Below are 25,966 nucleotides of genomic sequence, written 5' to 3' on the forward strand. Positions count from 1 at the left end.
TATAAGCCTGAGTGTTGATGGGAATGTGAGGAATGAGGGGGAAGCGATAACTTCCTTGTCAGCAGGTTCGGAGTTTGACACCTGACTCCTAACTCCTCACTCCTAACGACTTACTCCTCACTCTTCTTCCGTGGCTTAGTTCATCCAGCGGCCGTTATTGCGCTTGCGGCGTAGTGGCACCATGGGCAGCAGTATGCCAAACAGGAGGCCGGCACCGGCCACGACGCCCCCGTTTACCAGCCAGTCCAGTCGCATCTGGTGCTCCCTGTCGTCCATCAGGCTGGTGAGGCGCTGGTTTTCACTTTCAAGCAGGGCATGCTGCTGGCGCAGCGCATGCAATTGCTCGTTCACCTGGGTCAGCTCCTGCTCTTGTTGCTCCAGGCGCGTACTTTTATCCCGTATATCCTGTTGATGACGCTCATCCGCCGATCCCAGCAGCTGTTTGGTGTGCTCCAGCTCGGCTTCCAGCAGAGGCAGTCTGGAACGAAAGCTCTCGTTGCCTTGTACAAACTGACCGTCTACCCAGCCGGTGCGTCCCTTGGCATCCCGAATCTGCACATATTTGGTCTGCGCATCACGGCTCAGCTCCACCACGGGCTCGCCCGCTTTAACGGTGCCAATAATACGAAATTTGTTGCTGGAGCCAGCGTGCAGATAGGCGTACACATCATCAGAAATATAACGGTTGGCCGCTTCTGCCATGCCAAGCCAGGGCAGGTAGCATAACAGTGCTACAAGAAGTTTCGCTTTCACCTAGGGTTCCTTCAATCTCAACGATGAAGTCATGGTAAAGGGTGCAGGGAAAGAGGACAAGAAGAAGGGGGCAAGATTGCCCCCTTGAAGTGCTGTTTAGCTAAAGAGCCACTTGATAATGTAGTAAAAGATAATGGACAGAATAGCGCCGGCGGGCAGCGTGACTATCCAGGAAACCACTATATTACGCAGTACGTTAAGGTTGAGTGCCGCAATACCGCGCGCCAGGCCGACCCCCATGACGGCACCCACCAGGGTCTGGGTGGTGGAGATGGGCAGTCCGGTGCCGGATGCGATCACCACTGTCGCAGCAGTAGCAAGCTGAGCGGCAAAGCCGCGGCTGGGCGTGAGATGGGTAATACCCGTGCCTACCGTGGCCATTACCTTGTGGCCCAAGGAGGCCAGGCCAATCACAATACCAATGCCGCCCAGAGGCAGTATCCACCAGGCAATGCTGGATTTAGCGGCAATTTCACCCGAGCTTTGTACTATGCTCACCACGGCAGACAGCGGGCCAATGGCGTTGGCCACGTCGTTGGAGCCGTGAGCAAAGGCCATGGCACAGGCGGTGACCACCATCAGAATGCCGAACACTTTCTCTACGTTAGAGTAGTGCATGTCCTTGTCATCCTGGGGATCGTATTGCTTGCGCTTGATGTAGATGCTACTCAGTACGGCGGCCAGCAAGGAGACGCTGATCGAGAGTATCCAGCCTTGCACCTCGCTCATTTCCAGACCCACGTGCTTGAGACCCTTCTTCAGGGTGACCAGGCACAGCACCATCACGGTAAAGAAAATGTAGGCAGGAACGTATTTCTTGGCGGCAGCTAACGGGTTGTCGGCGTTGAAAATCAGTCGTTGCACACTGATAAAGGTAAAGTAGGCCAACACGCCGGAGAGCGCCGGGGTGATAATCCAGGAGCCGACCACACCGGCCACCTTGTTCCAATGCACGGCATCCGAGCCCAGAGAAACCAGGGCAAAGCCAATAATGGCACCTATGATGGAGTGGGTAGTAGAAACCGGCCAACCGTAGTAAGAGGCCAGTAACAGCCAGGTACCTGCAGCCAGCAGAGAGGCAATCATGCCAAAGACCAATAGGTCGGGCGTATCGGAAAAGGCGGCGGAATCTATGATGCCATTCTTGATGGTAGAGGTAACTTCCCCCCCGGCCAGATAAGCGCCGGCAAATTCGAAGATCATGGCGATGATGATCGCCTGTTTGATGGTCAGCGAACGCGTTCCCACCGAGGTGCCCATGGCATTCGCCACATCGTTTGCACCTATGCCCCAGGCCATGAAAAAGCCGAAGAGCGCCGCCACCAGAATAAGCATGGTGCCGTAGTTAGCGATGATATCCATTTGTATACCTTGTTATTTCGCTCAGGAGCGGGAAAGCATCAGCTCTAAACGGGAACCGACCCGTTCGGCCTGATCTGCCAGATCACCGACCCACTCAAGGATCTTGTACAAGAACATGATGTCGATAGGGTTATAACCCTCTTCAATGTCCTGCAGCTGCCTACGCAGTTTAGCCTGCATGACATCGGTGTCATCTTCTATGAGGTCGAGTTGATGGATCATTTCGGAAACCAAATCCATTTCCCGCCCTTTAAAGCCGATTTCCAGCAGCTCGTCGAGCTCGTCAATGGCCTTGGCTGCCTGGGCGGTGGCGTCGATGCACCGGTTGAGATAAACCATAAAGTCAGGTTTGAGTTCGAGCGGTATCAGCATCTGACGACCGACTATGCGTCCCGAAATATCTTTTGCCTTGTTGGCGATCTTGTCTTGCTGCGTGAGCAACTCCAGCATGTCGGTGCGTTCCACCGGCATGAACAGGCCACGAGGAAGTTTGAGGCGGATTTCCCGCTTCAGGGTATCGGCTTCTCGTTCGAGTTGGGATATACGTCGCTGAATCAGTGCGGCTTGTTCCCAGTCCTTTTCCCACATGGCGTCGAAGAATGGAACCAATTGCTGCGCAGCTTCGTGCACTTTTACGACATGTTTTTGCAGCGGTTTGATAGGGGACTTGGCAAAGAGCCCCAAAATAGTATTTACTGACATGGCTAACCCTGTGTCGGTGAAAAAACACTCGATACATAAATGTGGCGCGAATGGTAACTTAACTACAATAGCAAGAAAACAGCATTTTTATGAGTACACTTGTATTTGCTGCTACTTTTTAAGTATTTAACTATAAAAATCAAAAGGTTGGAGATTTAAGGCACCCTATGGATACTGAAATTGAGCTTAAGTTTCTTGTCTCATCCGACATGGGTAGCCGATTGCCCACTCTGTTGCAATCTTACAAGATTAGTCAGCACGACCAGCAACACCTGGCCAATACTTACTTCGACACCGCCGACCTGGCATTAGGCAAGATAAAAGCCGGGCTGCGGATCCGCAGCCAAAACGGCAAAATGGAGCAAACCGTCAAGCTGGCCGGCAGCCAGGTGGGGGGTTTGCATCAGCGTCCTGAATACAATGTGCCGCTGACCGTTCATAGTCCGGACTTGTCACTGTTTCCGGCCCACATCTGGCCCGAAGCATTGAATGTTAATCGGGTACAGCAGTCCTTACAGCCGCTGTTCAGCACCGATTTTTTGCGTCGGCGCTGGCTGTTGACCATCGAAGACACCGACATCGAGCTGGCGCTGGATGAAGGAGAGGTACAGTCCGGAGAGCAGCGTGAAACCATTCATGAACTGGAGCTGGAGCTGGTAAAGGGCGATGTGTCACAGCTGTTTGAGCTGGCCGATGAGCTGGTCAAGGCGGGCGGCCTCCGTTTGGGCACGGTTTCCAAGGCGCAGCGGGGCTATCGCCTGGCCGGTTTTAGTACGCCTTCCCGGCTGCAGATGCTGGAGCCCTTGCCATTAACGGCCGCCGACAACTGCGAACAAACCATGATAGCCCTGCTGCACAAGGGCCTGTATCACTGGCAATACCATGAAGAAGGCTGGCTGGCCGAGCCGGGCGACCGGCTCGACTGGTTGATGCAGTTGCGCGAAGGCGTGTCTCTGGTGCATCAAACCCTGCTGCTGTTTGGCGACCAGGTATCGCGCCATGTTAACAGTGGTTGGGTAGACGATTTATTGTGGCTACAGCAACAGCTTTCCTGGCTGGATCGGGCGCAAATGCTGGCGTACCTGACCGCAGACAAGGGGCACTACCTGCGCCGCCTGGATTGCCAGAAGTCGGTGCTTACTCACTTGCAGGAGCAGCAACAAAGGCTACCTGACGAAGCCCGGCTGGAAGCGCTGTTTTACAGTGCCCGCTATGGGCGCCTGATGCTGGGGCTGACGCATTGGTTGTACCGACAAGACTGGCGAGCCGGGTTGGCCGCTACACAAACGGCGCAACTGGCGGCCCCCGTGGGTGAACTGGCTCGGCAGCGACTGGAAGACAGCTGGCATATATTGCGCCACAGTGCCCTGGGCGAGCCCAGCCTCGACGGGGAACGTTATATTCAGCAGAAGGGCAAACTCAGGCGCAACCTGATGATAGGGCTGTGTTTTAGCTCTCTGTATCCTGAAGCGGATCGTATCGGGTTTCGTATGCCCTGGCTTGATATTCTGCGCGGCATAGAAGATTTGGATATGCTGTCGCCGTTACAGGATGTCAGTGAACAACTGGATGCCACCGAGAAAGACGAGCTGGAGCAGTGGCTGGCTCGCAAGCAACAGTTTCTGCTGGAGGCGCTGGAGCAATCCCGTGCCCAGGCCTTGCAGATGAAGCCATACTGGTAATCATTGACGTAAAAAGAGGTGAAGAGTAAGGGGGAAGAGTTCAGTATTCACCCTTCACCCTTCACCCTTCACCCTTCACCCTTCACCTTCACTTATCCAGCGACTGACTGTAGCTGAGCAATTCGTCCATCACCTTGTGTTTTATTTCCAGCTGCTGGCTGGGCTGCAGCCCATAACGTTCGGCCAGAAAAGCATAATCCTCTGGGCTCAGCGACACCGTCAGCCGAGGCCGCTTGGGTTTGCTGGCAACGGGCAGGGTGAGAATATGGCGAATTTGATCCGAGGGGCTCAGGCCGTTATCCAGCGCCTGACGTCGAATTTGATATTGCAGCGTTTCTTCCATGTCGAAGGCCACCTGTACCGCCTTGGCGGCGCGTGCCGAGCTCTGCCATTTTTGCGGCAGCTTGCGCGAACTCATGAACGCGCCTCCAGCCGTTGTTTCAGCCGGGCCAGGACCTGCTCGGTACTCGATCTCTCGGCGGTGGACGGCAGGACATCGGGCTCGGCATCTGCCGCCTGTTGCCGCTCTCGCGCCCGAATATCGGTCAGCGCCTGTTTGGCATTGACCGGCGTTAATTCCGAGTGATGCTGGCGGATGGTGGTCAGGGTTTTGCGCACACATGCGGTATTGTTGGCCATGGTCAGCTGTCGGCACAGGTCATGATAATGACGTTCGGCCCCCGAGCTGCGCTGTTGGTAATAGGCTTGTTGCTTGAGTCGGCGAGCCAGGGTCTGTTGGGCCATCTCCAGCTGATTTTCGACCTCGGCGAGCGCCGTGGCCAGCAGATGTGCCTGCTGTGGCTGGCCATCGGCCAACGCCTGCAAGGTGGCTTGCTCTTGACTGATTTGTTGCTGCTGCAGTGATGCCTGGTGCCGGCGCAGTTGGGCTATCTCGAGACTCAATTGTTGATGTTGTCGCTCCAGCCCCTGCATATGCAGCCTGGCATGACGGCAATCGCGCTCTAGCTGCACCCGAACATCATTCGCATCCTGATGCTCATCGCCATGCAGGCTGCGCAGTACCTGACCTAATACACTCATCAGCCGGCCCTCATAATAAAAACTCTGCCATATCTTCGATGACTTCCAGGCAGTTATCGCTCAACACCGCCAATTCGTGTTCAATATCGTGCAGGCTGGAATTAAGCGACAGGGCGCCGAACACCACATACCAGTCATCAAGGCGGGCAAAGGCCGACAGCGGCATGGGAATGTTCATGTCGAGCATGGCTTCCAGCATGGCGAGACGACGCTGAGGATCAACCTGACTTTCGTCCCACAAATAGCTGATGCACAGTAATTGATCATCGGAGGCCGAAATAAATAACGGCAGCTCTTCCCGGCCTTCTACGGCGACTTTAAGTACCTCTACATCGCCCGAGATGGGAAAACACTGAAAACGAAACCCCGTGCTCGACGGTGTATCACGCCGTTCGAGGTGAAGGGCGATAACTGAAAGATCCATCAATATATCCTGACATAATAAGACTAGGGTCTGTTGACCTTTCGAGATGATTTTTGCAGCAGTTTGTGGTGTCTTTATACAAGGCAGCGCTTATGCCATGTAGTTATTCTCCATAAATAAGCGCTAACACCGTAGAAAGGCGCCACAAACGCTGCCCTTCGGGTTCGGCTAAACGCGTTTTTCTCTTTGTTGAGCGGGGTCTTGCTTAGAGCGACTAGGCTACAACCCGCTCGCCGCGATAAAAACGCGTTTAACTCGAACAAAATTTAACCGCGAAAGGTCAACAGACCCTAGGACAGACTAAAGCAGCCTTGGGCCTCGGCGCAAGCCCGGGTGAAAATGCCTTATCGGGATCAGGGTGCGCTGTGCAAGGGCGACAACAATGATAATCTGCAGTGAGATGCCTGCAGACGTAAAAGGATAAAGAGATGGTCGAGATGCCCCCCCTGCTTGTGAACCAAGCCGACAAGCACTGGTCCCGTTTTGCCGAGCGTGCCGCCGAGGTGGTGGCACAGCTTGACGAGTCGCGGCGTGCCCGGCTGCATGCGTTATTTGCCTGCAGCGACTTTGCGGCCGACAGCCTGTGCCGGCAACCCGAGCTGGCGCTGGAACTGGACGATACCCGGGACTTGCATAACAGCGACCGGGCCGCCGGTTATTCCTCTGCCCTGGCGCAACAGTTGTCCGGCGTCACGGATGAAGCGGCCTTGCTGCGCACGCTGCGCCGCTTTCGTCGGCGTGAGCTGTTGCTGATTGCCTGGCGCGAGATGCTGCTGGGCGCCGAGGTGGAAGAAAGCTTTGTGCATATCTCGGCGCTGGCCGATGCCTTGATAATGGCGGCCTATCACTGGCTGTATCAGCATCAATGCAGCACTTTGGGTACCCCCACCGATGCCGAGGGCAATGGGGTGCCCATGCTGATTTTGGGTATGGGCAAACTGGGTGGCCACGAGCTGAATTTTTCTTCCGATATCGATCTTATTTTTACCTTTCCCCATAACGGCGTTACGCGGGGAGGGCGCCGCGAGCTGGCCAACCAGCAGTTTTTTATCCGTTTGGGGCAAAAACTGGTGAATGCGCTGCATCAGACGACCGCCGACGGCCAGGTGTATCGGGTGGATATGCGGCTGCGCCCGTTTGGCGAGTCGGGACCGTTGGCGGTCAGCTTTGCCGCCATGGAGGATTACTACCAGCACCATGGCCGCACCTGGGAGCGTTATGCCATGGTCAAGGCGCGGGTGATTAACGACGAGGGGACCTACAACCGCGAGCTGCAGGCCATGCTCAAACCCTTCGTGTTTCGCCGCTATATCGATTTTGGCGTGATCGACTCCCTGCGCCAGATGAAGGCGATGATTGCCGCCGAAGTGCGTCGCAAGGGCCTGCACGATAACATCAAGCTGGGTGCCGGCGGGATCCGTGAAATTGAGTTTATTGCCCAGGTATTTCAGCTGATCCGCGGTGGCCGAGAGCCGGCGTTGCAGGTGCGGCATTTGCCGAGCGCGCTGGCTGCAGCGTGCGAGTCCGGGGCGCTGACGGCGGCCGAAGCCGAACAATTGCATCAAAGTTATCGTTTCTTACGTCGGGTCGAGAACTTCTTACAAGCGTTTGATGATCAGCAAACGCAAACGCTGCCTACTGACGAGCTGAATCGCAGCCGGCTCGCCTGGCTGATGGGACATTCAAACTGGGATGATTTTTACCAGGCGCTACGCCAGGCCATGGAGCAGGTTCGTCTGCAATTTGATGGCCTGATTGGTGACAATACCGAGGCGGAAGAAGAAGGCGCGCCACAAATCTGGTTCGATCTCTGGCAAACCGACCTGGATGAATCGGAATTGATTCCCTTGTTGCAAGAGCAGGGCATTAACGAAGAAAAAGCCACCCGCCTGGCTCGTACCCTGTATCACTTTAAAGAGGAATGTCCGCGCCGGGCAATGGGGCCTCAGGGCAGGCAGGCGCTGGACAAATTGATGCCGGTGTTGCTCGACAAGATTAATCAGTCCGAGACGCCGGGCCTGCTGTTTGCCCGCCTGCAAAATCTGCTGCTTAAAATCGCGACCCGTACCGCTTACTTGCAGTTACTGGTAGAAAACGCCGGCGCACTCACCCAGCTGATCCGGCTGTGTGAAGCCAGTTCGCTGGTGGCGGAGCAATTGGCGCGTTACCCGATTTTGCTGGATGAACTGCTGGTGCCGCAGGTGTTGTACAACCCCATTCCCCTCGAAGAATACCGGGATGAATTGCGGCAGTTCTTGCTGCGGGTGCCGGAAGACGATGTCGAGCAGCAAATGGAGGCGCTGCGTCAGTTCAAGCAGGTGCATCTGCTGCGCATTGCCGCCGCGGACATTGCCGGCGCCTTGCCCCTGATGAAGGTCAGCGATCACCTGACCTGGCTGGCAGAAGCCATCGTCGAGGAAGTCGTCAACCAGGCCTGGACGCAGATCAGCGCGCGACACGGCGTGCCCGCCATGCTGGCAGACAGCCCGCACCGCGGGTTTGGCGTAGTGGCCTATGGCAAACTGGGGGGCATAGAGCTGGCCTACAGCTCGGATCTGGACTTGGTATTTGTGCACGAGGCGGGGCTGAAAGGCCAGACCAATGGTGATAAACCACTGGATGTAAGGCAGTTTTATCTGCGTTTGGCGCAACGCATCATTCATTTGTTCAGCACCCGCACCGCCAGTGGCGTGCTCTATGAGTTGGACATGCGCCTGCGGCCCAGCGGCAATTCGGGCCTGATGGTGAGCCCCCTGGATGCCTACCAGAACTACCTGCAAAATGAGGCCTGGACCTGGGAGCATCAGGCGCTGGTACGCAGCCGCCTGATCGTCGGTAACAGCACCTTGCATCGGGAGTTTGAGCGGGTGCGTCGTGAGGTACTGGGCAAGCGGCGCGACAAGGTGGCACTGGCCGAAGAGGTGGTCAGGATGCGCGAGAAGATGCGCCAGCATATGCTCAAGGCCGGTGCCGGAGAGTTCCATCTCAAGCAGTCGGTGGGCGGCCTGGCCGATATCGAATTTTTAACCCAGTACCTGGTGCTGGCCTACGGAGATGAGTACCCGGATGCGCTGATCCGCTGGTCGGACAATATTCGCATTCTGGAAGCCGCAGTAGAGGTTGGCTTGCTTGAGGAAGAGGAAGCCCAACAGTTAAAAGTCGCGTATTGCGCCATCAGAAACCGGGGCCACAGGTTAAGCCTGCTGGATCAACCCGGCCGGGTACCGGATACCGAGCTGGTTCAGGAAAGAGACTGGGTGATCGCCAGCTGGAATAAATGGCTGCAAACCCCGTGAAGGGGTAGAGGTGAGGCGTGAGGAGAACAAACCAGCCCCGAACCTGCCAGAAGGGTTGTTCACCTCACACCTCACACCTCACACCTCACACCTTACACCTTACACCTTACACCTTACACCTTACACCTCACCCTTCACTCCTTACGGATATTAATACCGGTAAGGCACCCCTTCGGGGGTGGTCTTGAAGCGGCGGTGCAGCCACATGTATTGCTCGGGGGCCAGGCGGATGGCGGCTTCAATGACCTGGTTGCTGGTGATGGCGTCTGTCACGTCGTCACCGACCGGGAAGTTCGCGATGGGCGGCTGGATCAACAAACGGTAGCCGTCTTTTTCACGCAGCGTAAAACAGGGCAGGGTCACGGTTTTTTTCACCCGCGCCAGGGTGGCGGTACCGGTAATGGTGGCGGCCTGCTCGACGGCAAAGAAGGGGACAAATACGCTGGCATGACGGCCGTAGTCGTGATCCGGTGCATACCAGAGGGCATCACCCTGGCGCAGCGCCTTGAGCATACCCTTGATGTTGAGCCGGTCCACCAGATACTTGTTGGAGCGGCAGCGGCCCTGTACCTGTGCATATTCCAGCACCGCATTGGTATTGGGGCGATAGACACCGACGCCGGGCCTATACAGGCCAAACTGGCGCGCGTTAAGCTCCAGCGTTAAAAAGTGTGCCGAGAGCAACAGCATGCCCTGGCCCTTGGCCACGGCGGCATCCACGTGCTCGGTGCCTTCCATGCGGGTAATGGCGCGCATGCGCCAGTGTGGCCAGAACCAGGCCATGCCGGTTTCAAAGATGGCGCAGCCTACGCTCTCGAAATTGGCTTTCAGGGTGTGTTCCCGCTCCCTTTCGCTCTGCTCGGGCAGTGCCAGCTCCAGATTACGGCGTGCGATGTTAACGCGGGACTTGAGCAGGCGCATGGACAGCCGGCCCAAACCGCGGCCCAATGCCATTTGCAGGCGCCAGGGCAGCAGGGTCACCAATAGCCACAGCAGGCCAAGTCCCAGCCAGTTGAATGCATAGCGTGGATGTAATAGCGCCAGGGTAAAAGGGGGAATCCGAGAGTCTTGCATAACAGTCGCCATGATCAATTAGTGTCGGAATTCTAATTAACTTGGCCGCGAATGACCACCAATACAAAAACCGTGAAGAGTGAGGTGTCAGGCGTGAGTGGTTAAAACACAGAATCGACAGATCTGGATGTTATTCCTCACCCCTCACGCTTCACTCCTCACCCAGACCCGTGTTTTTACCATCGATTGTGATAATATTTCGACTTTCCCCTGTTCAAAAGAGTCGGAACCATGAAGATCAAGTTACCGGAATTCGATAGTGCCAAGGTGTTGGTGGTAGGAGATGTGATGCTGGATCGTTACTGGTCCGGCCCCACTGGGCGTATCTCACCCGAGGCACCGGTACCTGTGGTCAAGGTCGAGCACAATGAAGAACGGCCGGGCGGCGCGGCTAACGTGGCACTGAACGTGGCGGCCCTGGGTGGCAAGGGGCGCTTGCTGGGCCTGACCGGTAACGATGAGGCGGCTACCGCGCTGCAGGATAAAATGCAGGGCGTCGGCGTGGAGTGCGACTTTGTACGCTTATCGACTCACCCTACCATTACCAAGTTGCGGGTAATGAGCCGTAATCAGCAACTGCTGCGCCTGGACTTTGAAGACAGCTTCGCCCCCGACGATGCCGCGCCGCTGACCGAGAAAACCCGGGCGGCATTAAGCCAGGCTGGGGTAGTGGTGTTATCGGATTATGCCAAGGGGGCGCTTACCCAGGTACAAACCCTGATCCAGGCCGCCAATCAGGCGGGTGTGCCTGTGCTGGTCGACCCGAAAGGCACCGACTTTGAAAAGTATCGCGGTGCCACCCTGCTCACCCCCAACATGAGTGAGTTTGAAGCCGTGGTGGGCAAGGTGAAAGACGAGCAGGAGCTGGTCGCCCGTGGCCGTGAGCTGATCAATAAATTCGAGTTCAAGGCGCTGCTGGTCACTCGCTCCGAGCACGGCATGACCCTGATCCATGCGGATGGTGACGAGCTGCATCTGCCCGCTCAGGCCCATGAAGTGTTCGACGTGACCGGTGCCGGCGATACCGTCATCGCGACCCTGGCCACCAGCCTGGCCGCCGGCTTGCCGCTGGATGAAGCCTGTGCCCTGGCCAACGTGGCCGCCAGCATAGTGGTTGGCAAGCTGGGAACGTCCACTGTGTCCGCCATCGAACTGGCCAATGTGCTGTATGGTTCGCCCGAGTCCGGCATGGGGGTGGTGAGCGAGCAGCAGTTGAAATACGTGATGGATGCGGCCCGTCGTCGCGGCGAAAAAATCGTGATGACCAACGGTTGTTTCGATATTTTGCACGCCGGTCATGTGTCTTACCTCAGTCACGCCCGTCAACTGGGTGATCGCCTGATAGTGGCGGTGAATACCGATGCCTCGGTACGGGCGCTTAAAGGCGACGGCCGGCCGGTGAATACCGTAGACAGACGCATGGCGGTATTGGCCGGCCTGGGCGCGGTAGACTGGGTGGTCCCCTTTGCCGAAGACACGCCGCAGCGCCTGATTGCCGAAACCCTGCCCGATGTACTGGTGAAAGGCGGCGATTACAAGCCGGAAGAAATAGCCGGCTTCGAAGAGGTCACCGCCAACGGTGGCGAGGTTAAGGTACTGAACTTCGAAGAAGGCTGCTCTACCACGGCCATCATTCAGGCTATTCGTACTCGCGGATAAAAAACAACGGTCAGCGCTAAGCAAACAGCCTGAAAACAAGCCCACAACAGACGCCGTCTGTTGTGGGCTTTTTCTTTCCCTTCACTATTCTGGCTCTGGCACAGTGAGAATGGAGTTGGACCAGGCATCAATAAAATGTTGTTTGACCAAGGGGTCCTGGGGCGGCAGTAGCGCGGGCGTCAGCGGGATCAGCGTGACCGGGCCTTGAGCCTGAATGGCGGGGCGTAGTTGTCCTGAGTCGGGTTCCAGCACCGGGTGCAGGCCGCCTTGTGCCAGTAATGCCTGGCCCTGATCCGACAGCATCAAGTCGATGAACTCGCCGGCCAGAGTGGCATGAGCTGCGGTTTTGGGGATCAGAGCCAGCCGCATCAGCATCAGGGTATAGTCGTCGGGCGCCATGGCCGCCAGCTGGGGGTAACCTGGTAACACCGAGGCCACATAAGAGCCCAGCAGGTTATAACCGATGGCCGCCTCACCTTTGGCAAGACGATCCAGCATATCGTTACTGCTGTCATCAATCTGCACCTTAAGGCTGCCGAAGGCTTCCAGCAGCCGGCCATACATCAGCCCCTGCTGGCTGTCTTGACTGGCCAGCAAATACCCCACGCCGCTGGCCGCAATATCATAGGTAATAATGTGATTGGCAAAACGGTTGGGATCTTGTCGCAACAGGGTGAGCAGTTGCTGGCGACTGTGCGGCAGCGGGTGAGGGCCAAGCTGCTCTCGGTTGAAAACGGTCAGTATCGGCTCGAAGGTAAAGGCGAACAGCTCGTGTCGCCAGTGTACCTGGCTGGGTAAAGACAAGGTTTGGGCCGAGCGATAGGGGCGAGCAAAACCGTCGTTGACCAGTTTAAGCTGTAAATCCATGGCCGAACTCAGCAACAGGTCCGCCGGTGAGTGGGGGGATTCCTGTAAAAAGCGCTCGTATAACTCTTGTGAATTGAGATCCACAAAACGGATGCCTAATTGGGGATGTTGCTGCTGAAAGTGACGGAGCAGCGGTTGCAGGTGGCGGTAGTCGGTGGCGCTGTAAATAACCAGTTGCTGCTGCATGGGGGCGGCGGCGGGTTTTAAAAACTCCTCCGTCGCTTGTGTGGTTGCGGTTAATAATAGCGATAGCCACAGCAAGCCTAAACGAAGCCGATTCATGGGGCGCTCCTGTCAGTGTTAAAACGGATTTCGACTTCCAGCCCGCCAGGCTCATTGTCATGCAGATGAATGTGGGCGCCGTGATGTTCGGCTACATCTCGTGCTATGGCCATGCCCAGGCCCGACCCCAAATAGCGATGCTGGCTGCCCCGATAGAAGCGGGCGAATACCTTTTCTCGCTCGCCAAGGGGAATGCCAGGGCCGGAGTCGCGAATGAGTATGGCCGGTGCCGGCGAGGTGCGCAGTATTATGTCTACCCGGGTGTGGGCGGGCGCATGGGCAACGGCATTATCGATAAGGTTGTTCAGCATCTGGGTGATCGCTATCTCGTCTCCCTGGATCCACAAGGGCGAGGCGGCCGGCTCGAAAGAAAGCTCGACCTGCCGTTGCAACGCCGGTACCGCCAGCGCCAGACATACCTTTCTAGCGGTGGCGTTCAGCTCTAGCGGGAGCAGTTCCTGGCTGTGAAAACGATGATCCAGCATGGCCTGATTCAATAGATGATTTACCGTCAACGACAGTTGATCGCATTGTTCAATCAGCCCGGCCAGCAGTCGCTGTCTTTTCTCTGTATCTGGCTCGTCCCGGGCATTTTCGCTCAAGGCGCGCAGGCTGGCGAGGGGCGTACGCAACTGATGGGCGGTCACCGAGGTGGTGGACTCCATGCGCTCCAGCATTTGCTGTTGGCGCGCGATAAAGTGATTGATGGTGTGCAGCAGCGGCAGCGTTTCTTTGGGGACCGGTAACGACAGCGGGGTCAGATCTCGTGGGCGACGTCTGGCCAGAGCGCGGGCAATCAGGGTAAAAGGACGCAGGGCATAATAGATACCCAGCCACAATAGCAGCAGGGCGCTGAATAACAGCCCCAGAATAAGCTCCAGTGCCGGGTACAAAATCTCATCGCTGAGCTGCTCACGAGCGAGACGGGTTTGTGCCAGCTCGATTTGAATTTCATCGAAGGGCTGCCGTTCGGTATTCAGGCGGGTCAAGCGCGCCACCCGTACCGGCTCACCGGAAAAGTGAGCATCAAAGAAGTCAGGCTGTTGCTGGGTCAGTGGCCGTTGTGCCGGCGTTTTCGGCGGTGGCGAGGGTAAAGATCGGTAGCCGGTCAAGAAGTTGCCGTTGATACTGATGCGATAAAAAACACGATCCTGGGGAGCCTGGGCCAGGGTGGCAAAAGCGGACACAGGTATATCGACAATAAAGCCTTGCTCACCGTGGCGCACCGCATTGGCCAGTTGCAGTATGGCGCTGTTGAGCATGATGTCGTAACTGCGGTCGGCGGTTTTTTTGCTGTAAGACACCATCAGTCCGGTGGCCAGCAGGCTCAGGCCGATGAGGACCACGGTACTGAGTAACAGCAGCCGTCGGCGCAGGGGGGGATGGTGGCCAGGCTGCCCACTCACGAATCGACGACCCGTGCCACATAGCCCAGACCGCGCAGCGTCTGTATCTGTAATGAGCTGCCGCTCAGCTTTTTGCGCAGCCGCGCCACATACAGCTCTATGGTATTGGCCGACGGAGTTTCATCGGCGTTAAACAGCTTTTCGGTCAACTCTTCCTTGCTCATCACCCGCTCTAATCCACTCAGGAAAATTTCCAGCAGCCTGAATTCGCGATTAACCAGAGGGCAGGGTAATTGATCGATGGTGACCGTTTTGGCATCTCGATTAAAAACGAGATTGCCGTGCTCACTGATGTTGGAGGCATAGCCCTGCTGGCGCCGTAACAGGGCGCGCACCCGGGCTTCGAGCTCACCAAAGTCGAAGGGCTTGGTGAGATAATCGTCAGCTCCCAGATCCAGCAGTTTGATGCGATCGTCAATTTGATCCCGGGCGGTAAGAATCAATACTGGCGTGTCGGTTTTGCGCTGGCGCAACTCTGCCAGCACCCCTTCGCCGCTAAGGCCGGGCAGGTTGAGATCCAGAATAATCAAATCGACTGCCTGATTGCGTAGCCAGTCGACGGCCTGGCGGCCATTGCCAATTAAATCTGTGCCATGGCCCAGTTTCTGTAGCCGATTGGCGATGGCTTCACCCAGCACTGTGGTGTCCTCTATCACAAGAATACGCACGATTTTATCCTCAGTTTCGCCATGACAGCTTGGTGACAGCTTAGGGGGGTAACATGTCAGATGTTAACAACTTGTTTCCTGATGAAACAAGTAATAGATGGAATCACCTCAAGGAGATAACGAGATGAAATTACCCCCTCTGGTTCATGCTGTTCTGGGTGCCGGTTTACTCTTGATGGGCACCGGCGCAGCCCATGCCGATTTTACCCCCAAAAAACCGGAATGTATCGCACCGGCCAAACCGGGCGGCGGTTTCGATCTTACCTGCCGTATTTTAACGTCCAGTCTGGAGAAATCCGGCCTGCTGGATCAACCTATGCGAGTGACCTTTATGCCCGGTGGTGTAGGAGCGGTCGCTTATACCCACATGAACAGCAATCGACGTACCGATGACAATGCGGTGGTGGCGTTCAGCTCGGGATCGTCTCTTAACCTGGCACTCAGCAAGTTTGGCAAGAATCTGGACGTGGATGATGCACGCTGGTTAGGCGCCATTGGTACCGACTACGGCGCTATTATCGTCAAGGCCGACGCGCCCTGGAATAACCTGGCCGAGCTGGCTGCCGATATTCAGGCCAACCCGGGCAAGCAGGTCGTGGGCGCGGGTGGCACTGTGGGCAGCCAGGACTGGATGAAGGCGGCGTTCTTCTATCGTCAGCTGGGACTGGATCCACGCAGCATGCGTTATGTGGCCTACGAAGGCGGTGGCGATGCCATGGCGGCCGTGCTGGGTAACCATATTCAGGTTTATCCTGGTGACATGTCCGAAATCAAGGGGCAGCTGGATGCAGGAATAGTTCGGGTGTTGGCGGTGTTGGCGCCGGAGCGTCTGGATGGTGACTATGCCGAAATTCCGACCGCGACAGAGCAGGGCTTCGATGTTGAATGGCCGATCATGCGTGGTTTCTACATGGCACCAGAAGCGTCCGACGAAGCCTATCAGTACTGGGTGAAGCAGTTTAACGACCTGTATCAGACCGATGCCTTTACCGAGGTGCGTAACAACCAGGGTTTGTTCCCGTTATCCATGTCTGGCGACGAGTTTGAAGCCTATATCAAGGCTGAAGTTGGGAAGTTTCAGGAATTATCTCGTGAAATGGGTCTACTTAAATAAGGAATGACATCATGGCCGATCGTCTTTTTTCACTGGTCTTGATGTTGGCAGCGGTGGCCCTGGGGGCCGCCGCCTGGCAGCTTGAAGTGCCTTTTCAATATGAACCTGTTGGGCCCAAGGCGATACCTTTGATCCTGGCGGTATTGCTGTTTGCCTGCTCGGCGTGGCTGGTCATCAAACCCAGCCGCTTCAAGGGCGAGTACGGACGCAGCATCTTTGTCCGCCACCTGCTGGTGGTCTTGGGTTTGGTGGCGTATGCCTGGAGTTTCGAAATTCTGGGTTTCATTCTATCTACCTGTCTGGTGGGTACCGTATTTGCTCGGCTTTTTGGCCTGGCCTTGGGTAAAGCCGTGTTGTACTCGGTGGCGCTTGGCGCCGTGGGTTATGTGCTGCTGAGTGTGGTGCTGGAGCTGAACGTGCCGGCCGGCACCCTGTTTGGAGGTTGATGGTATGGATGTGTTGACTAGTTTAGCCATGGGGTTTGCCGTTGCCTTGACGCCAATGAATTTGGCGCTGGTACTGGCAGGCTGTTTTTTTGGCACCCTGATGGGAGCACTGCCGGGCATAGGGCCGATTAATGGCATCGCCATTTTATTACCCTTGGCCTATTCCATGGGCCTGGAGCCGGCCTCCGCCATCATTTTGCTGGCGGGTGTCTATTATGGCGCCGAATACGGTGGTCGAATTTCCAGTATCTTGCTTAACGTACCCGGTGATGCAGGGGCCATCATGACCACTCTCGACGGTTATCCCATGGCCAAACGGGGCGAGGGCGGTCGAGCGCTGGCGTTGTCGGCGGTTTCCTCTTTCGCAGGCTCCATGGGCGCCCTGATCTTGCTGGTTATTTTTGCCCCTGTGCTCACGCGGGTGGCGGTGACCTTTGGCCCGTCAGAGTTTGTGGCATTAATGGTATTTGCACTGTGTTGCCTGGCCTCCATGGTCGGCTCTCGACCGATAAAAACCGTGGTGGGCACCGTCATTGGTCTGGTGCTGGCGACCGTGGGCGTAGACTCGGGAACCGGTGTATTACGCTTTACCTTTGGTTTAACCAGCCTGTTCGATGGCGTCGACTTTTTGGTGGTGGTCATCGGCATGTTTGCCATCAGCGAAATCTTGTTGTTGGTCGAACATCACTATGGTGGTAGCAGCAAAATAGACAAGGTAGGCAAGTCGTTCGTCAAGGTTGCCGATCTGGTGGCGGTGCGCTGGGTTGTGCTGCGCTCTACCCTGGTTGGCTTTGTGATTGGCGTATTGCCAGGCACAGGCGCCTCCGTGGCCAGTGCCGTGGCCTATGGCACCGAAAAGCGCATGGCTGGCGAGAATAACGAGTTTGGCCAGGGCGATATACGGGGCCTGGCGTCACCGGAAGCGGCCAATAACTCGGCGGCGGTGGGGTCCATGGTGCCCATGCTGACCTTAGGGATCCCGGGTTCGGGCACCACAGCCATTCTGCTGGGCGCGCTCTTGCTGTTTGATGTAACGCCGGGTCCCTTGCTGTTCAGTCAGCAGCCCGATATTGCCTGGGGTCTGATTGCCTCCATGTTTTTGGGCAACATTGCCTTGTTGGTCATGAACTTGCCGCTGGTGGGTATTTTCGTGCGCATGCTGAGCGTACGCCAGGCCTATCTGGTGCCGGTGATCGTGATGTTGACCTTCGTGGGTATCTACTCGATTCACGGTGCCAGCTTCGACCTGTTCTTCATGATTTTGCTCGGCGTGTTTGGCTTTATCTTGCGCAAACTGGACTTCTCACTGGCACCGGTGATTCTTGGTCTGGTGTTGGGTGGAGTGCTGGAAGACAACTTGCGCCGCGCCTTGTCGATCAGTGCCGGTGACTGGAGCATCCTGTTTAACAATGGCGTGACTCTCAGCCTGTGGGTGTTCAGCGTACTGGTGCTGGTGCTGCCGTTGTTAATGGGCTGGCGCAAACGCCGCCGTGCCGCCTTTTTGCAGAGTGAAGCAGGACAGGCATGATGATTTGGCTGCGCACCTGTATCTTGGGTGCGGCCGGTGGTTGGCTGGCTCATAGCGCCGGCTTTCCATCGGACTGGCTGCTGGGGGCCATGCTGGTTGTGGCCCTGGCTGCCATGCTCGGATTAGATGTGCGTTTGCCCAAACGTTTGCTGGCGCCGATTCAGGCCTGTTTAGGTGTGGCCGTCGGCCTGCGTCTGGAGTTTGATTTCCCCGGGCCCGGCTCGTTACTGTTTAGCGTGACCGGGCTGTTATTGTGTTTGGCTACCCAAATCCCGCTGGGGCAGTATGTGTTGCGGCGTTTGGGATGGTCGTCCCAAGAAGCGGTGATGGGGGCGTCGCCAGGTGCCTTGTCGATCATGGCGGCACTGGCTACCCAGCTGGATAACCCGATACGGGTGATACTGTCGCAAACGGTGCGGGTCATTGCCCTGGTGGCTTTGGTGAGCGTCATTATGTTGCTGGAGTGGGTGCCCACCCTGGCAGCGCCGGCCAGCCAGGAGTTGTCTTTGGTCACGACCGCCTTGTTAGTGTTGGTGGCCTGGGTGGTGGGCAAGGGGGCGGAACGGTTAAGGATCCCTGCCAGTTATATTCTGGCCGGGGTGGCCGTATCTGCAGGTTATGCGGCCTGGACTGGCGTGTCGGCCGTGCCGGTGACGGGCCTTATTCCGGTGAGCATGATACTGCTGGGTGCCTTGGTAGGCAGCAGGTTAAAGCCCTTGCCGGCTAAAGAGATGGGCCAGCTGCTGCTGGTTGGCTTGCTGATCAGCCTGTCGAGCTCGGTGATTGCCCTCGGCTGGGCGGCATTGGTGGCCTGGTGGTTACAATTGCCGGTCTTTCAGGTGTGGCTGGCCTATGCCCCCGGTGCGGTAGAAGCGATGATTTATCTGGCCTTGGTGACGGGGTTGGAGCCCTCCTGGGTTATCTTCCATCATGTGTTGCGTATCTTGCTGCTCGGATTATGTGCCGGTTGGCTGATGCGACGAGCCGGAGCCGGTGAAAAAATAGCGAACGAAAAAGGGAAGGCGTAACGCCTTCCCTTTTTTCATTCCTAAGCAGTAGCGGATGTGGATGCTGTGGCCAGTTTGCTTAAAAGGCCAACGACTTCTTTGCCACGGAATACACGGAAGATTCATCCTTCACTTCACCCTTCACTCTTCTCCTTCACCCTTCTCCTTCACCCTTCTCCTTCACCCTTCTCCTTCACGTTTACTTACCCAATGCCTGCCAGGCGTCAAACTGGCTCAGGAATACCTGGCCGGTTAGTTGTTCCAGAAAGTCACTCTGTTTCAGGCGGTCCATGACCGGGCCTTTTACTTCCGACAAGTGAAAGGTCACCCCGCTGTCGTGCAGCCGGTGGTTAATGGCTTCCAGGCTCTCCAGTGCCGAGGCATCAATCAGATTGACCGCCGGGCACATCAACACGAAATGCTTGATTTGAGGCTGCTGTACTATGAGGGCGTAAATGCGGTCTTCCAGGTGGCGAGCATTGGCAAAATACAGACTTTCATCGATGCGCAAGGTCATCAGCTTTGAGCTGGTTTCTACCTGATGACGGTCGATATTGCGAAAGTGTTCACTGTTCGGTACCCGGCCCACCACGGCACTGTGCGGCTTGCTGGTGCGATATAAAAACAGCAGCAAAGACAGGCTGACGCCGGCAATAATGCCCAATTCTACTCCCTGGATCAGGGTGAGCAGTATGGTGGCCAGCATGGCGGAAAAATCACTGCGAGAATACTGCCAGGTGCGCTTGAGCGCTCCCAGATCAATCAAGGATAACACCGCCACTATGATGGTGGCGGCCAGGGTCGCCTGAGGCAGGTAATACATTAATGGCGTAAGAAACAGGGCGGCAAGGGCGATGCCCAGCGCCGTGAAAGCCCCCGCCGCCGGTGTTTGGGCACCGGCATCAAAGTTGACCACGGAGCGTGAAAAGCCACCGGTCACCGGAAAGCCGCCAGCCAGTGCCGAGCCTATATTGGCCGCCCCCAGGCCAATCAGCTCCTGATTGGGCTCGATGCGCTGGCGCCGTTTGGCCGCCAGGGTTTGCGCCACCGACACCGACTCCACAAAGCCCACCAGGCTGATGAACCCGGCTGACACCAGCAATTGCTGCCACAGCTCACTATTGAAGGAGGGCAGGGCAAAACCGGGCAAACCGGCAGGAATGATGCCGACCACTCGCACCCCGGATTCGGTCAGGTCGCCGGCCCACACCACCGCAATGGTCGTGATCACCGCCAGTATGGGGGCGGTTTTAGACACCAGAGTCGCGATATGGGCTGCCAGCCCACAGCGAGTCAACAAGGGGGTTAGCCCCTTTCGCGACCAGAACAGAAACAGCAGGGCACCACCACCTATGCTCAGGGTGAAAAGATTGGTGTGCTGCAGGTTACTAGCCAGTGCCAGCAGCATATCCAGCAGATTGTGGCCGCTGGCGCTGATGCCCAGTAAATGCTGCAGCTGACTGGCAGCAATCAATAGGCCGGATGCGGTAATAAAGCCGGAAATAACCGGGTGACTTAAAAAGTTGGCCAGCAGGCCCAGTTTAAAGATGCCCATCAGCAGCAGGATAATGCCAGACAGCAAGGCCAGTACCACGGCCGCTGCAATATATTCGCTGGTGTTTGTCAGCCCCAGCCTGCCCACGGCGGCGGCCGTCATCAACGAAATGACCGCCACCGGCCCCACCGACAGCGTGCGGCTGCTGCCAAACAGGGTATATGCCAGCAAGGGCAAGATACTGGCATAAAGGCCGATCTCGGGAGGCAAGCCTGCCAGCATGGCATAGGCCAGCGATTGGGGGATCAGCATGATAGTGACGATAACGGCCGCTATCATGTCACTGGCCAGAGTGTGCCTGTTATAGACACCGAGCCAGCTTGTAAGGGGCAAATAGCGTGAGATCATCGACATCCCTTGGGTTATACCAATCTAAGTAAAAACATGATCTATTTTAAAGCTGAGTACCAGAGGAAACAGAGTCAACTCCCACGACACGCCATAAACCCATCCCTGGGGGCTCGGGAAATGACATCCCTGTCATTTCACGGTCGTGGGAGCCGAACTCTGTTGCCTCTCCACAAGCACTGAGTTGTCTGTAGATAGCACCTACAGGTAACTCCGCAGCTTGGGGCGGATGAAGGGATCTACTCCACCGACCATCACATGACAAGGATGTCATGTGCTTGAGCGCCACAGGGAAGTGCTTGCAGCGTGTCGGTGGAGTAGACCCTTCGTTCGGCCTTACTGAGCAGCCAAATAGACCAGTTACTTACTCAGTTTGGTATTAGGCGCAAACAGAACAAGGCAGTCAAGCTGACGCTTAACTACCCTGAAGCCGTCATGATAAAGGCCAGTTCCATCGACAAGAACGGTGCCGATGTCTGATTGCTTGCGGCCTGTATTCGCCTTACTTTCTCATCAGGCCGTTATTAATGTCGACCAGATCTTGCATGGTTAAATTACCGGCCGCCTGTCTGAGCTGCAACTGGCTGATAATGTAGTTGTAGCGAGCGGTAGACAGGTTTTGTTTGGCGTTATAAAGCTGGCGCGTGGCATCAAGCACATCGACTATGGTGCGGGTTCCCACTTCATAACCGGCTTCGGTGGCATCCAGGGCACTTTGTGCCGAAATAACAAATTGCTCGAAGGCACGTACCGAGCCGGCTGCCGCGCTCACGTCGTTATAAGAGGAGTACACCTGGCTTTGCACCGCACGAAAGCTGCGCTCCAGCTGCTCGCTGGCGGCCACATAGCCGAACTGGGCCTGCTTCACCTGAGAGGTGGTGGCACCGCCACTATAAATCGGCAGATTGAAAGATAATCCCACCAGGCCTTCGTTCACGGTGCCATCCTGAGTACTAACGCCGGTATTGCCTCTGATATCCGTGTAGTTGCTGCTTACACCAGCATTGAGGTCCAGGGTGGGGTGATGACCGGATTGAGCCAGGCCAATTTGTTCGTTGGCAATGTCTTTGGCAATCCGCTGCTGATGTAGCTCCAGGTTTTGCTCGAGGGCGATTTCCAGCCACTTATCGGCGGCAATCACCGATTTTTGCGGGCTAAAGGAGTCGGTATTGAGTTTGTTGAGCTGGGTATAGCTCATGTTGGTGAGCTCGCGCAACGCTTCCTTGGCATTGTTTACCGCGTTTTCGGCGCTGATTTCTTCGGCTAATGCCTGATCATATTGCGCCTGTGCTTCGTGCACGTCTGTCATGGCGCTTAAGCCCACTTCAAACCGCTGTTTGGTTTGGTCGAGCTGGCGGCTCACCGCTTCCTTGTTGGCCTGCACAAAGCTTAAGGCATCCTCAGCACTCAAGACGTTAAAATAAGCCTGAGTGGCGCGCAAAATCAAATTTTGTTGGACCTGGTTGTAGATCACATCGGCCTGAGTGGCCTGCTTTTCGGTGATGTCGAGGTTGACCCAGGCCGACTTGCGATACAAGGCCTGACCCAGTTGCAGGTTGGCACTGGCCGTATTACGGTCGCTGCGGCTACTTTGTATGTAGTTGGCATCGGCGCCTAAATTAATCTGTGGCAATAACGGGGCGCGAGATTCGTTCACTTTCTCGAAGGCGGCATCACGCACGGCCTTGGCCTGGCGCACCTGCGGGTCATTACTGGTCGCCTGCTGGTAGATATCAAGCAAATCTTCGGCCTGGACCGAGCCTGCCGCGCAAAGCAATATTAGGGACGATAACAGCGTTTTTTTCATTGGTTTTGCCTTACATAACAGATGAGCAAGGATCGCCGTGCTGGGGGCTGGCAGCCGGGAATGGTTGGTTAAGTGTAAGAGTAACATCACTATTCTGGTTGGACATTGTATAAAACAATCCCTTTTTAATGCAGAGTTACCCATGAATGAACGTTCATTCACTTTTAGCGCTAGTCTAAAATTTACCGGTTAAAAGTCAAGAAAGGAGTCGAAATGAGTATAAACAAACCCGCCCAGTTTGGGCATCAGGACGTCAAACTGCTGGCGGAAGAGGTCGGCTATCAAGGTTTTTTTCGGCTGCTGCGGCTACGATTACAACACAAACTCTTTGCCGGTGGCTGGAGCCAGGAGATCACGCGAGAGTTGTTCGACCGTGGCCATGCGGCGGCCGTGTTGCCTTACGACCCGGTGCGGGATGAAGTTATCTTGATCGAGCAGTTCAGGGTAGGGGCTGTGTATAGTGAAGCCAGCCCCTGGCTGCTGGAAGTGGTGGCCGGCATAGTGGAAGAGGGGGAGTCGGAAGAAGAAGTGGTACGGCGCGAGGCCCAGGAAGAAGCCGGCCTCACGCTGAATACTCTGACCCGGGTAATGAGCTATTTCCCGAGCCCGGGTGGCTGTGGCGAGCGCATCACCCTGTTCGTGGGCGAGGTGGATGCCAGCGAGGCGGTGCTTCATGCGGGATTGGCCAGCGAGGGTGAAGATATTCGCGTGCATCGCGTGCCTCGAGAGCAGGCCATGCAGTGGCTGGCCGAAGGCAAGATAGACAACGCCAGTAGTATCATAGCGCTGCAGTGGCTGGCGCTGCAGCGAACGAACGGCCAGGGAGCATAACGCCAACCGGGCCAGCTCCCTCGGTACTGTGCTGTGTAATACTTGGCCGAACGGATAAAAAACTGGTGTAATAGGGGTAGTAGCGCTAGTCCACCGCCTTTGGTGATTATAAAGGCGGATAAACTGATGTCAGCCGAGGTTGCTGGCAAGGAGATAAATTTGACAGCCAAGGTGAGCGCCCGCAAACACGTACCCGATTTAAAGTCGCTGCAGCGCACCTGTGATGTGAACTACATGTCCTTGATGAGGTTGTTGCCATCAGGAGCCATGGTGGGTGAGAGCGTGTCGGTTGGCATTAGCGAACAGGTGTTGTTTGTATTGAAGGTGCTGGAGACCGCGCCTTACACCTGGCATGTGTCCATCGAGCAATGCACGCCACGCTTGCCTTCCTTTATGCGAATGAAGATTACCGTCAGGCTTTATCATGACGTAAGAATGGCCGAAGTGTGTGCCAGCCAGCAGACATTAACCCTGCGTTCGAGTTATCATTACCCTAATGCCAAGATGCATCATCGCAATGAAAAAGAGCAGGTAAACCTCTTTCTGGCCGAATGGCTGAAATGTTGCCTACAACACGGATTTAGTACGGTCAAACAGATTTGAATCAAACTCGTCTTCAGTTAGATACCATTGATATCACACCACACCGCCCCGACGGCGTGGTGGAGCTGTTGCAAATTACCGATACCCACCTTTTTGCCGACAAAGACGCCGACTTTCTGGGGATTGCCCCCTGGCACAGCGGACGAGCGGTGGTGGACGCCATCATCGAAAATGAGCAGCTGGCGCAGGCGCCGCCTCATGATCTGATTTTGGCAACCGGTGATTTATCACAAGATCATACCCCTGATTCTTATCGTCATTTCGGTGAGCTAATGAGTCGGCTGGCACCGCCGGTATTCTGGTTGCCGGGCAACCATGACGATGCGGCTTTAATGCAGGCCGAGCTGGATCGGGCCGGCATCAGCAACGCCAAGCATCTGCTCTGTGGCCAGTGGCAAATATTGCTGCTGGATACCCAGCTTGCAGAGCAAACCCACGGCGAGTTGTCAGCGGCGCAACTATCCTTGCTTGAGCAAGCCATTGAGCAATACCCTCGGCACCATCTGCTGCTGGCGGTGCATCATCAGGCAATACCCGTGGGCTGTGCCTGGCTGGATCAGCATAACCTGCGCAATGCCGGGGCCATGCAGGCACTGCTTGCCCGGCACCAGGCCTCAAAAGTGGTGCTGTGCGGCCATGTGCATCAGGGATTTGATCAACGCCACCAGGGCGTTCGTTATCTGGCCAGCCCCGCCACCTGTATTCAGTTCAAGCCCCTGTCTGACGACTTTGCCCTCGACAGCATGGCGCCAGGCTGGCGTGCCATTTCGCTGTACCCCGATGGCCGCTTGAGCACCCAGGTGTGGCGATTGCCACCTCATAGTTTCGAACCCGACTTTAGTGCCACCGGATATTAAGATGTCTACCCTTCTGTATTTGCATGGCTTTAATTCGTCGCCAAAATCCATTAAAGCGCAGCAGATGCTGCAATATCTGCAACAAAAACGGCCGGACATTGATTTTATCTGTCCGCAACTGGCTACCACGCCGGCCGCAGCCTGGGCACAGATACAGGCGATTTGTGACCAGATCAGCGGGCCATTTGGCGTGGCCGGCAGCTCCCTGGGCGGCTTTTTTGCCACCCGGGTAGCCGAGCAGTATGGCGTGCGCGCCGTGGTCATCAACCCCGCGGTCAATCCGCATATTTTGCTGCAGGATTATCTGGGCGAGCAGCTTAATCCGTATACCGATGAGCGATACCAGCTTGGCGAACAGCATATGCAGGAGCTGAGCACGCTGCGTCTGGATGCTCCCGGCTGCATGGAGCGCATCTGGCTGTTGCAACAGCAAGACGATGAAGTGCTGGACTATCGCGAAGCCCTCGACTATTACCGCTTCGCCCGAGTCTGCATTCAAAAAGGCGGCGATCACTCCTTTGTCGGCTTCAATCATTACTGCGCACAAATCATCCGCTTTCTGCAGCTGTAGAAATACCGTGATGGGTCAGGCGTGAAGCGTGAGGTGTGCACAGGGACTGGCGCAGTGAGCGGTTAGGCACAGGGTGTCAGACG

The 25,966-nt window shown here is 56.2% G+C and carries 23 protein-coding genes; 11 read left to right on the top strand and 12 right to left on the bottom strand.

Annotation, left to right across the window (positions count from 1 at the left end; all coding sequences use genetic code 11):
* Positions 1-135 precede the first annotated feature (135 nt).
* The 3 genes from ACN0VL_RS08620 to ACN0VL_RS08630 all read right to left on the bottom strand — a co-directional run bounded on the left by ACN0VL_RS08620 (position 136) and on the right by ACN0VL_RS08630 (position 2,817).
* Positions 136-753, bottom strand: coding sequence for a TIGR04211 family SH3 domain-containing protein (locus ACN0VL_RS08620; RefSeq protein WP_417616440.1), 618 nt, complete (start codon positions 751-753; stop codon positions 136-138).
* Positions 754-849: 96 nt separating this feature from the next.
* Entirely contained in the window at positions 850-2,115 is a 1,266-nt protein-coding gene (locus tag ACN0VL_RS08625) for an inorganic phosphate transporter (RefSeq protein ID WP_417616442.1), read from the bottom strand.
* 21 nt (positions 2,116-2,136) lie between these two features.
* Positions 2,137-2,817, bottom strand: a complete 681-nt coding sequence (locus ACN0VL_RS08630) for a TIGR00153 family protein (RefSeq protein ID WP_417616444.1) — start codon at positions 2,815-2,817, stop codon at positions 2,137-2,139.
* Between the two features lie 167 nt (positions 2,818-2,984).
* Between ACN0VL_RS08630 and ACN0VL_RS08635 the strand changes: the two genes are divergently transcribed.
* Positions 2,985-4,499, top strand: a complete 1,515-nt coding sequence (locus ACN0VL_RS08635; RefSeq protein ID WP_417616446.1) for a CYTH domain-containing protein — start codon at positions 2,985-2,987, stop codon at positions 4,497-4,499.
* Positions 4,500-4,587: 88 nt separating this feature from the next.
* On the opposite strand, the gene ACN0VL_RS08640 is transcribed toward ACN0VL_RS08635, so the two are convergent.
* From ACN0VL_RS08640 to ACN0VL_RS08650, 3 genes are read right to left on the bottom strand one after another with little or no spacing between them, the layout of a single operon-like run.
* Positions 4,588-4,917 carry a hypothetical protein gene (locus ACN0VL_RS08640; RefSeq protein ID WP_417616448.1) on the bottom strand — a complete coding sequence of 110 codons (330 nt, stop codon included), beginning with the start codon at positions 4,915-4,917 and terminating at the stop codon, positions 4,588-4,590.
* Entirely contained in the window at positions 4,914-5,540 is a 627-nt protein-coding gene (locus ACN0VL_RS08645) for a hypothetical protein (protein WP_417616449.1), read from the bottom strand. Before ACN0VL_RS08645 ends, ACN0VL_RS08640 begins: the two co-directional genes overlap by 4 nt.
* Before the next feature lie 10 nt (positions 5,541-5,550).
* Entirely contained in the window at positions 5,551-5,964 is a 414-nt protein-coding gene (locus ACN0VL_RS08650) for a YjfI family protein (RefSeq protein ID WP_417616451.1), read from the bottom strand.
* Positions 5,965-6,401: 437 nt separating this feature from the next.
* Between ACN0VL_RS08650 and glnE the strand changes: the two genes are divergently transcribed.
* Positions 6,402-9,260 carry a bifunctional [glutamate--ammonia ligase]-adenylyl-L-tyrosine phosphorylase/[glutamate--ammonia-ligase] adenylyltransferase gene (gene glnE / locus ACN0VL_RS08655; RefSeq protein ID WP_417616453.1) on the top strand — a complete coding sequence of 953 codons (2,859 nt, stop codon included), beginning with the start codon at positions 6,402-6,404 and terminating at the stop codon, positions 9,258-9,260.
* A 150-nt stretch (positions 9,261-9,410) separates the two neighbouring features.
* Here the strand turns inward: glnE and lpxL are convergent, their stop codons facing one another.
* Positions 9,411-10,334 (bottom strand): LpxL/LpxP family Kdo(2)-lipid IV(A) lauroyl/palmitoleoyl acyltransferase, encoded by a 924-nt coding sequence (gene lpxL / locus ACN0VL_RS08660; RefSeq protein WP_417616455.1) that lies wholly within the window; start codon positions 10,332-10,334, stop codon positions 9,411-9,413.
* Between the two features lie 231 nt (positions 10,335-10,565).
* On the opposite strand from lpxL, the gene hldE reads away from it, so the two are divergent.
* A complete protein-coding gene (gene hldE / locus ACN0VL_RS08665) occupies positions 10,566-11,993 on the top strand; it encodes a bifunctional D-glycero-beta-D-manno-heptose-7-phosphate kinase/D-glycero-beta-D-manno-heptose 1-phosphate adenylyltransferase HldE (protein WP_417616457.1) in 1,428 nt (475 codons plus the stop codon).
* An 84-nt stretch (positions 11,994-12,077) separates the two neighbouring features.
* Here the strand turns inward: hldE and ACN0VL_RS08670 are convergent, their stop codons facing one another.
* The 3 genes from ACN0VL_RS08670 to ACN0VL_RS08680 are packed head-to-tail and all read right to left on the bottom strand — an operon-like array spanning position 12,078 to position 15,216.
* Positions 12,078-13,142: an ABC transporter substrate-binding protein gene (locus tag ACN0VL_RS08670; protein WP_417616458.1), complete on the bottom strand. Its 1,065-nt coding sequence runs from the start codon at positions 13,140-13,142 to the stop codon at positions 12,078-12,080.
* Positions 13,139-14,548 (bottom strand): sensor histidine kinase, encoded by a 1,410-nt coding sequence (locus ACN0VL_RS08675; protein ID WP_417616460.1) that lies wholly within the window; start codon positions 14,546-14,548, stop codon positions 13,139-13,141. The genes ACN0VL_RS08670 and ACN0VL_RS08675 overlap by 4 nt, the downstream gene beginning before the upstream one ends.
* Positions 14,545-15,216 carry a response regulator transcription factor gene (locus ACN0VL_RS08680; protein ID WP_417616462.1) on the bottom strand — a complete coding sequence of 224 codons (672 nt, stop codon included), beginning with the start codon at positions 15,214-15,216 and terminating at the stop codon, positions 14,545-14,547. Before ACN0VL_RS08680 ends, ACN0VL_RS08675 begins: the two co-directional genes overlap by 4 nt.
* Before the next feature lie 124 nt (positions 15,217-15,340).
* Here ACN0VL_RS08680 and ACN0VL_RS08685 point away from each other — a divergent pair, with 124 nt between their 5' ends.
* The 4 genes from ACN0VL_RS08685 to ACN0VL_RS08700 are packed head-to-tail and all read left to right on the top strand — an operon-like array spanning position 15,341 to position 19,332.
* On the top strand, positions 15,341-16,330 hold the full coding sequence (locus ACN0VL_RS08685) for a Bug family tripartite tricarboxylate transporter substrate binding protein (protein ID WP_417616463.1): 990 nt from the start codon (positions 15,341-15,343) through the stop codon (positions 16,328-16,330).
* A gap of 11 nt (positions 16,331-16,341) precedes the next feature.
* Positions 16,342-16,776, top strand: coding sequence for a tripartite tricarboxylate transporter TctB family protein (locus tag ACN0VL_RS08690; protein WP_417616465.1), 435 nt, complete (start codon positions 16,342-16,344; stop codon positions 16,774-16,776).
* A gap of 4 nt (positions 16,777-16,780) precedes the next feature.
* Positions 16,781-18,304, top strand: a complete 1,524-nt coding sequence (locus ACN0VL_RS08695; protein ID WP_417616467.1) for a tripartite tricarboxylate transporter permease — start codon at positions 16,781-16,783, stop codon at positions 18,302-18,304.
* Positions 18,301-19,332 (top strand): AbrB family transcriptional regulator, encoded by a 1,032-nt coding sequence (locus ACN0VL_RS08700; RefSeq protein WP_417616469.1) that lies wholly within the window; start codon positions 18,301-18,303, stop codon positions 19,330-19,332. The genes ACN0VL_RS08695 and ACN0VL_RS08700 overlap by 4 nt, the downstream gene beginning before the upstream one ends.
* A gap of 178 nt (positions 19,333-19,510) precedes the next feature.
* Here ACN0VL_RS08700 and ACN0VL_RS08705 read toward each other — a convergent pair whose 3' ends face one another.
* Positions 19,511-21,214: a SulP family inorganic anion transporter gene (locus ACN0VL_RS08705; RefSeq protein WP_417616471.1), complete on the bottom strand. Its 1,704-nt coding sequence runs from the start codon at positions 21,212-21,214 to the stop codon at positions 19,511-19,513.
* A gap of 502 nt (positions 21,215-21,716) precedes the next feature.
* Entirely contained in the window at positions 21,717-23,021 is a 1,305-nt protein-coding gene (gene tolC / locus ACN0VL_RS08710) for an outer membrane channel protein TolC (protein WP_417616473.1), read from the bottom strand.
* 213 nt (positions 23,022-23,234) lie between these two features.
* On the opposite strand from tolC, the gene nudF reads away from it, so the two are divergent.
* The 4 genes from nudF (at position 23,235) to ACN0VL_RS08730 (ending at position 25,883) form a co-directional block, all read left to right on the top strand.
* Complete coding sequence (nudF, locus tag ACN0VL_RS08715; protein ID WP_417616475.1) at positions 23,235-23,852, top strand: ADP-ribose diphosphatase; 618 nt, start codon at positions 23,235-23,237, stop codon at positions 23,850-23,852.
* Positions 23,853-23,978: 126 nt separating this feature from the next.
* Positions 23,979-24,455, top strand: a complete 477-nt coding sequence (locus tag ACN0VL_RS08720; RefSeq protein ID WP_417616477.1) for a DUF1249 domain-containing protein — start codon at positions 23,979-23,981, stop codon at positions 24,453-24,455.
* A gap of 59 nt (positions 24,456-24,514) precedes the next feature.
* Positions 24,515-25,312, top strand: coding sequence for a 3',5'-cyclic-AMP phosphodiesterase (cpdA, locus tag ACN0VL_RS08725; RefSeq protein WP_417616529.1), 798 nt, complete (start codon positions 24,515-24,517; stop codon positions 25,310-25,312).
* A gap of 1 nt (position 25,313) precedes the next feature.
* Positions 25,314-25,883: a YqiA/YcfP family alpha/beta fold hydrolase gene (locus tag ACN0VL_RS08730; protein ID WP_417616478.1), complete on the top strand. Its 570-nt coding sequence runs from the start codon at positions 25,314-25,316 to the stop codon at positions 25,881-25,883.
* Positions 25,884-25,966: the final 83 nt, after the last annotated feature.

The sequence above is a fragment of the Oceanisphaera sp. genome (assembly GCF_048268965.1).
GTDB lineage: Bacteria > Pseudomonadota > Gammaproteobacteria > Enterobacterales > Aeromonadaceae > Oceanimonas.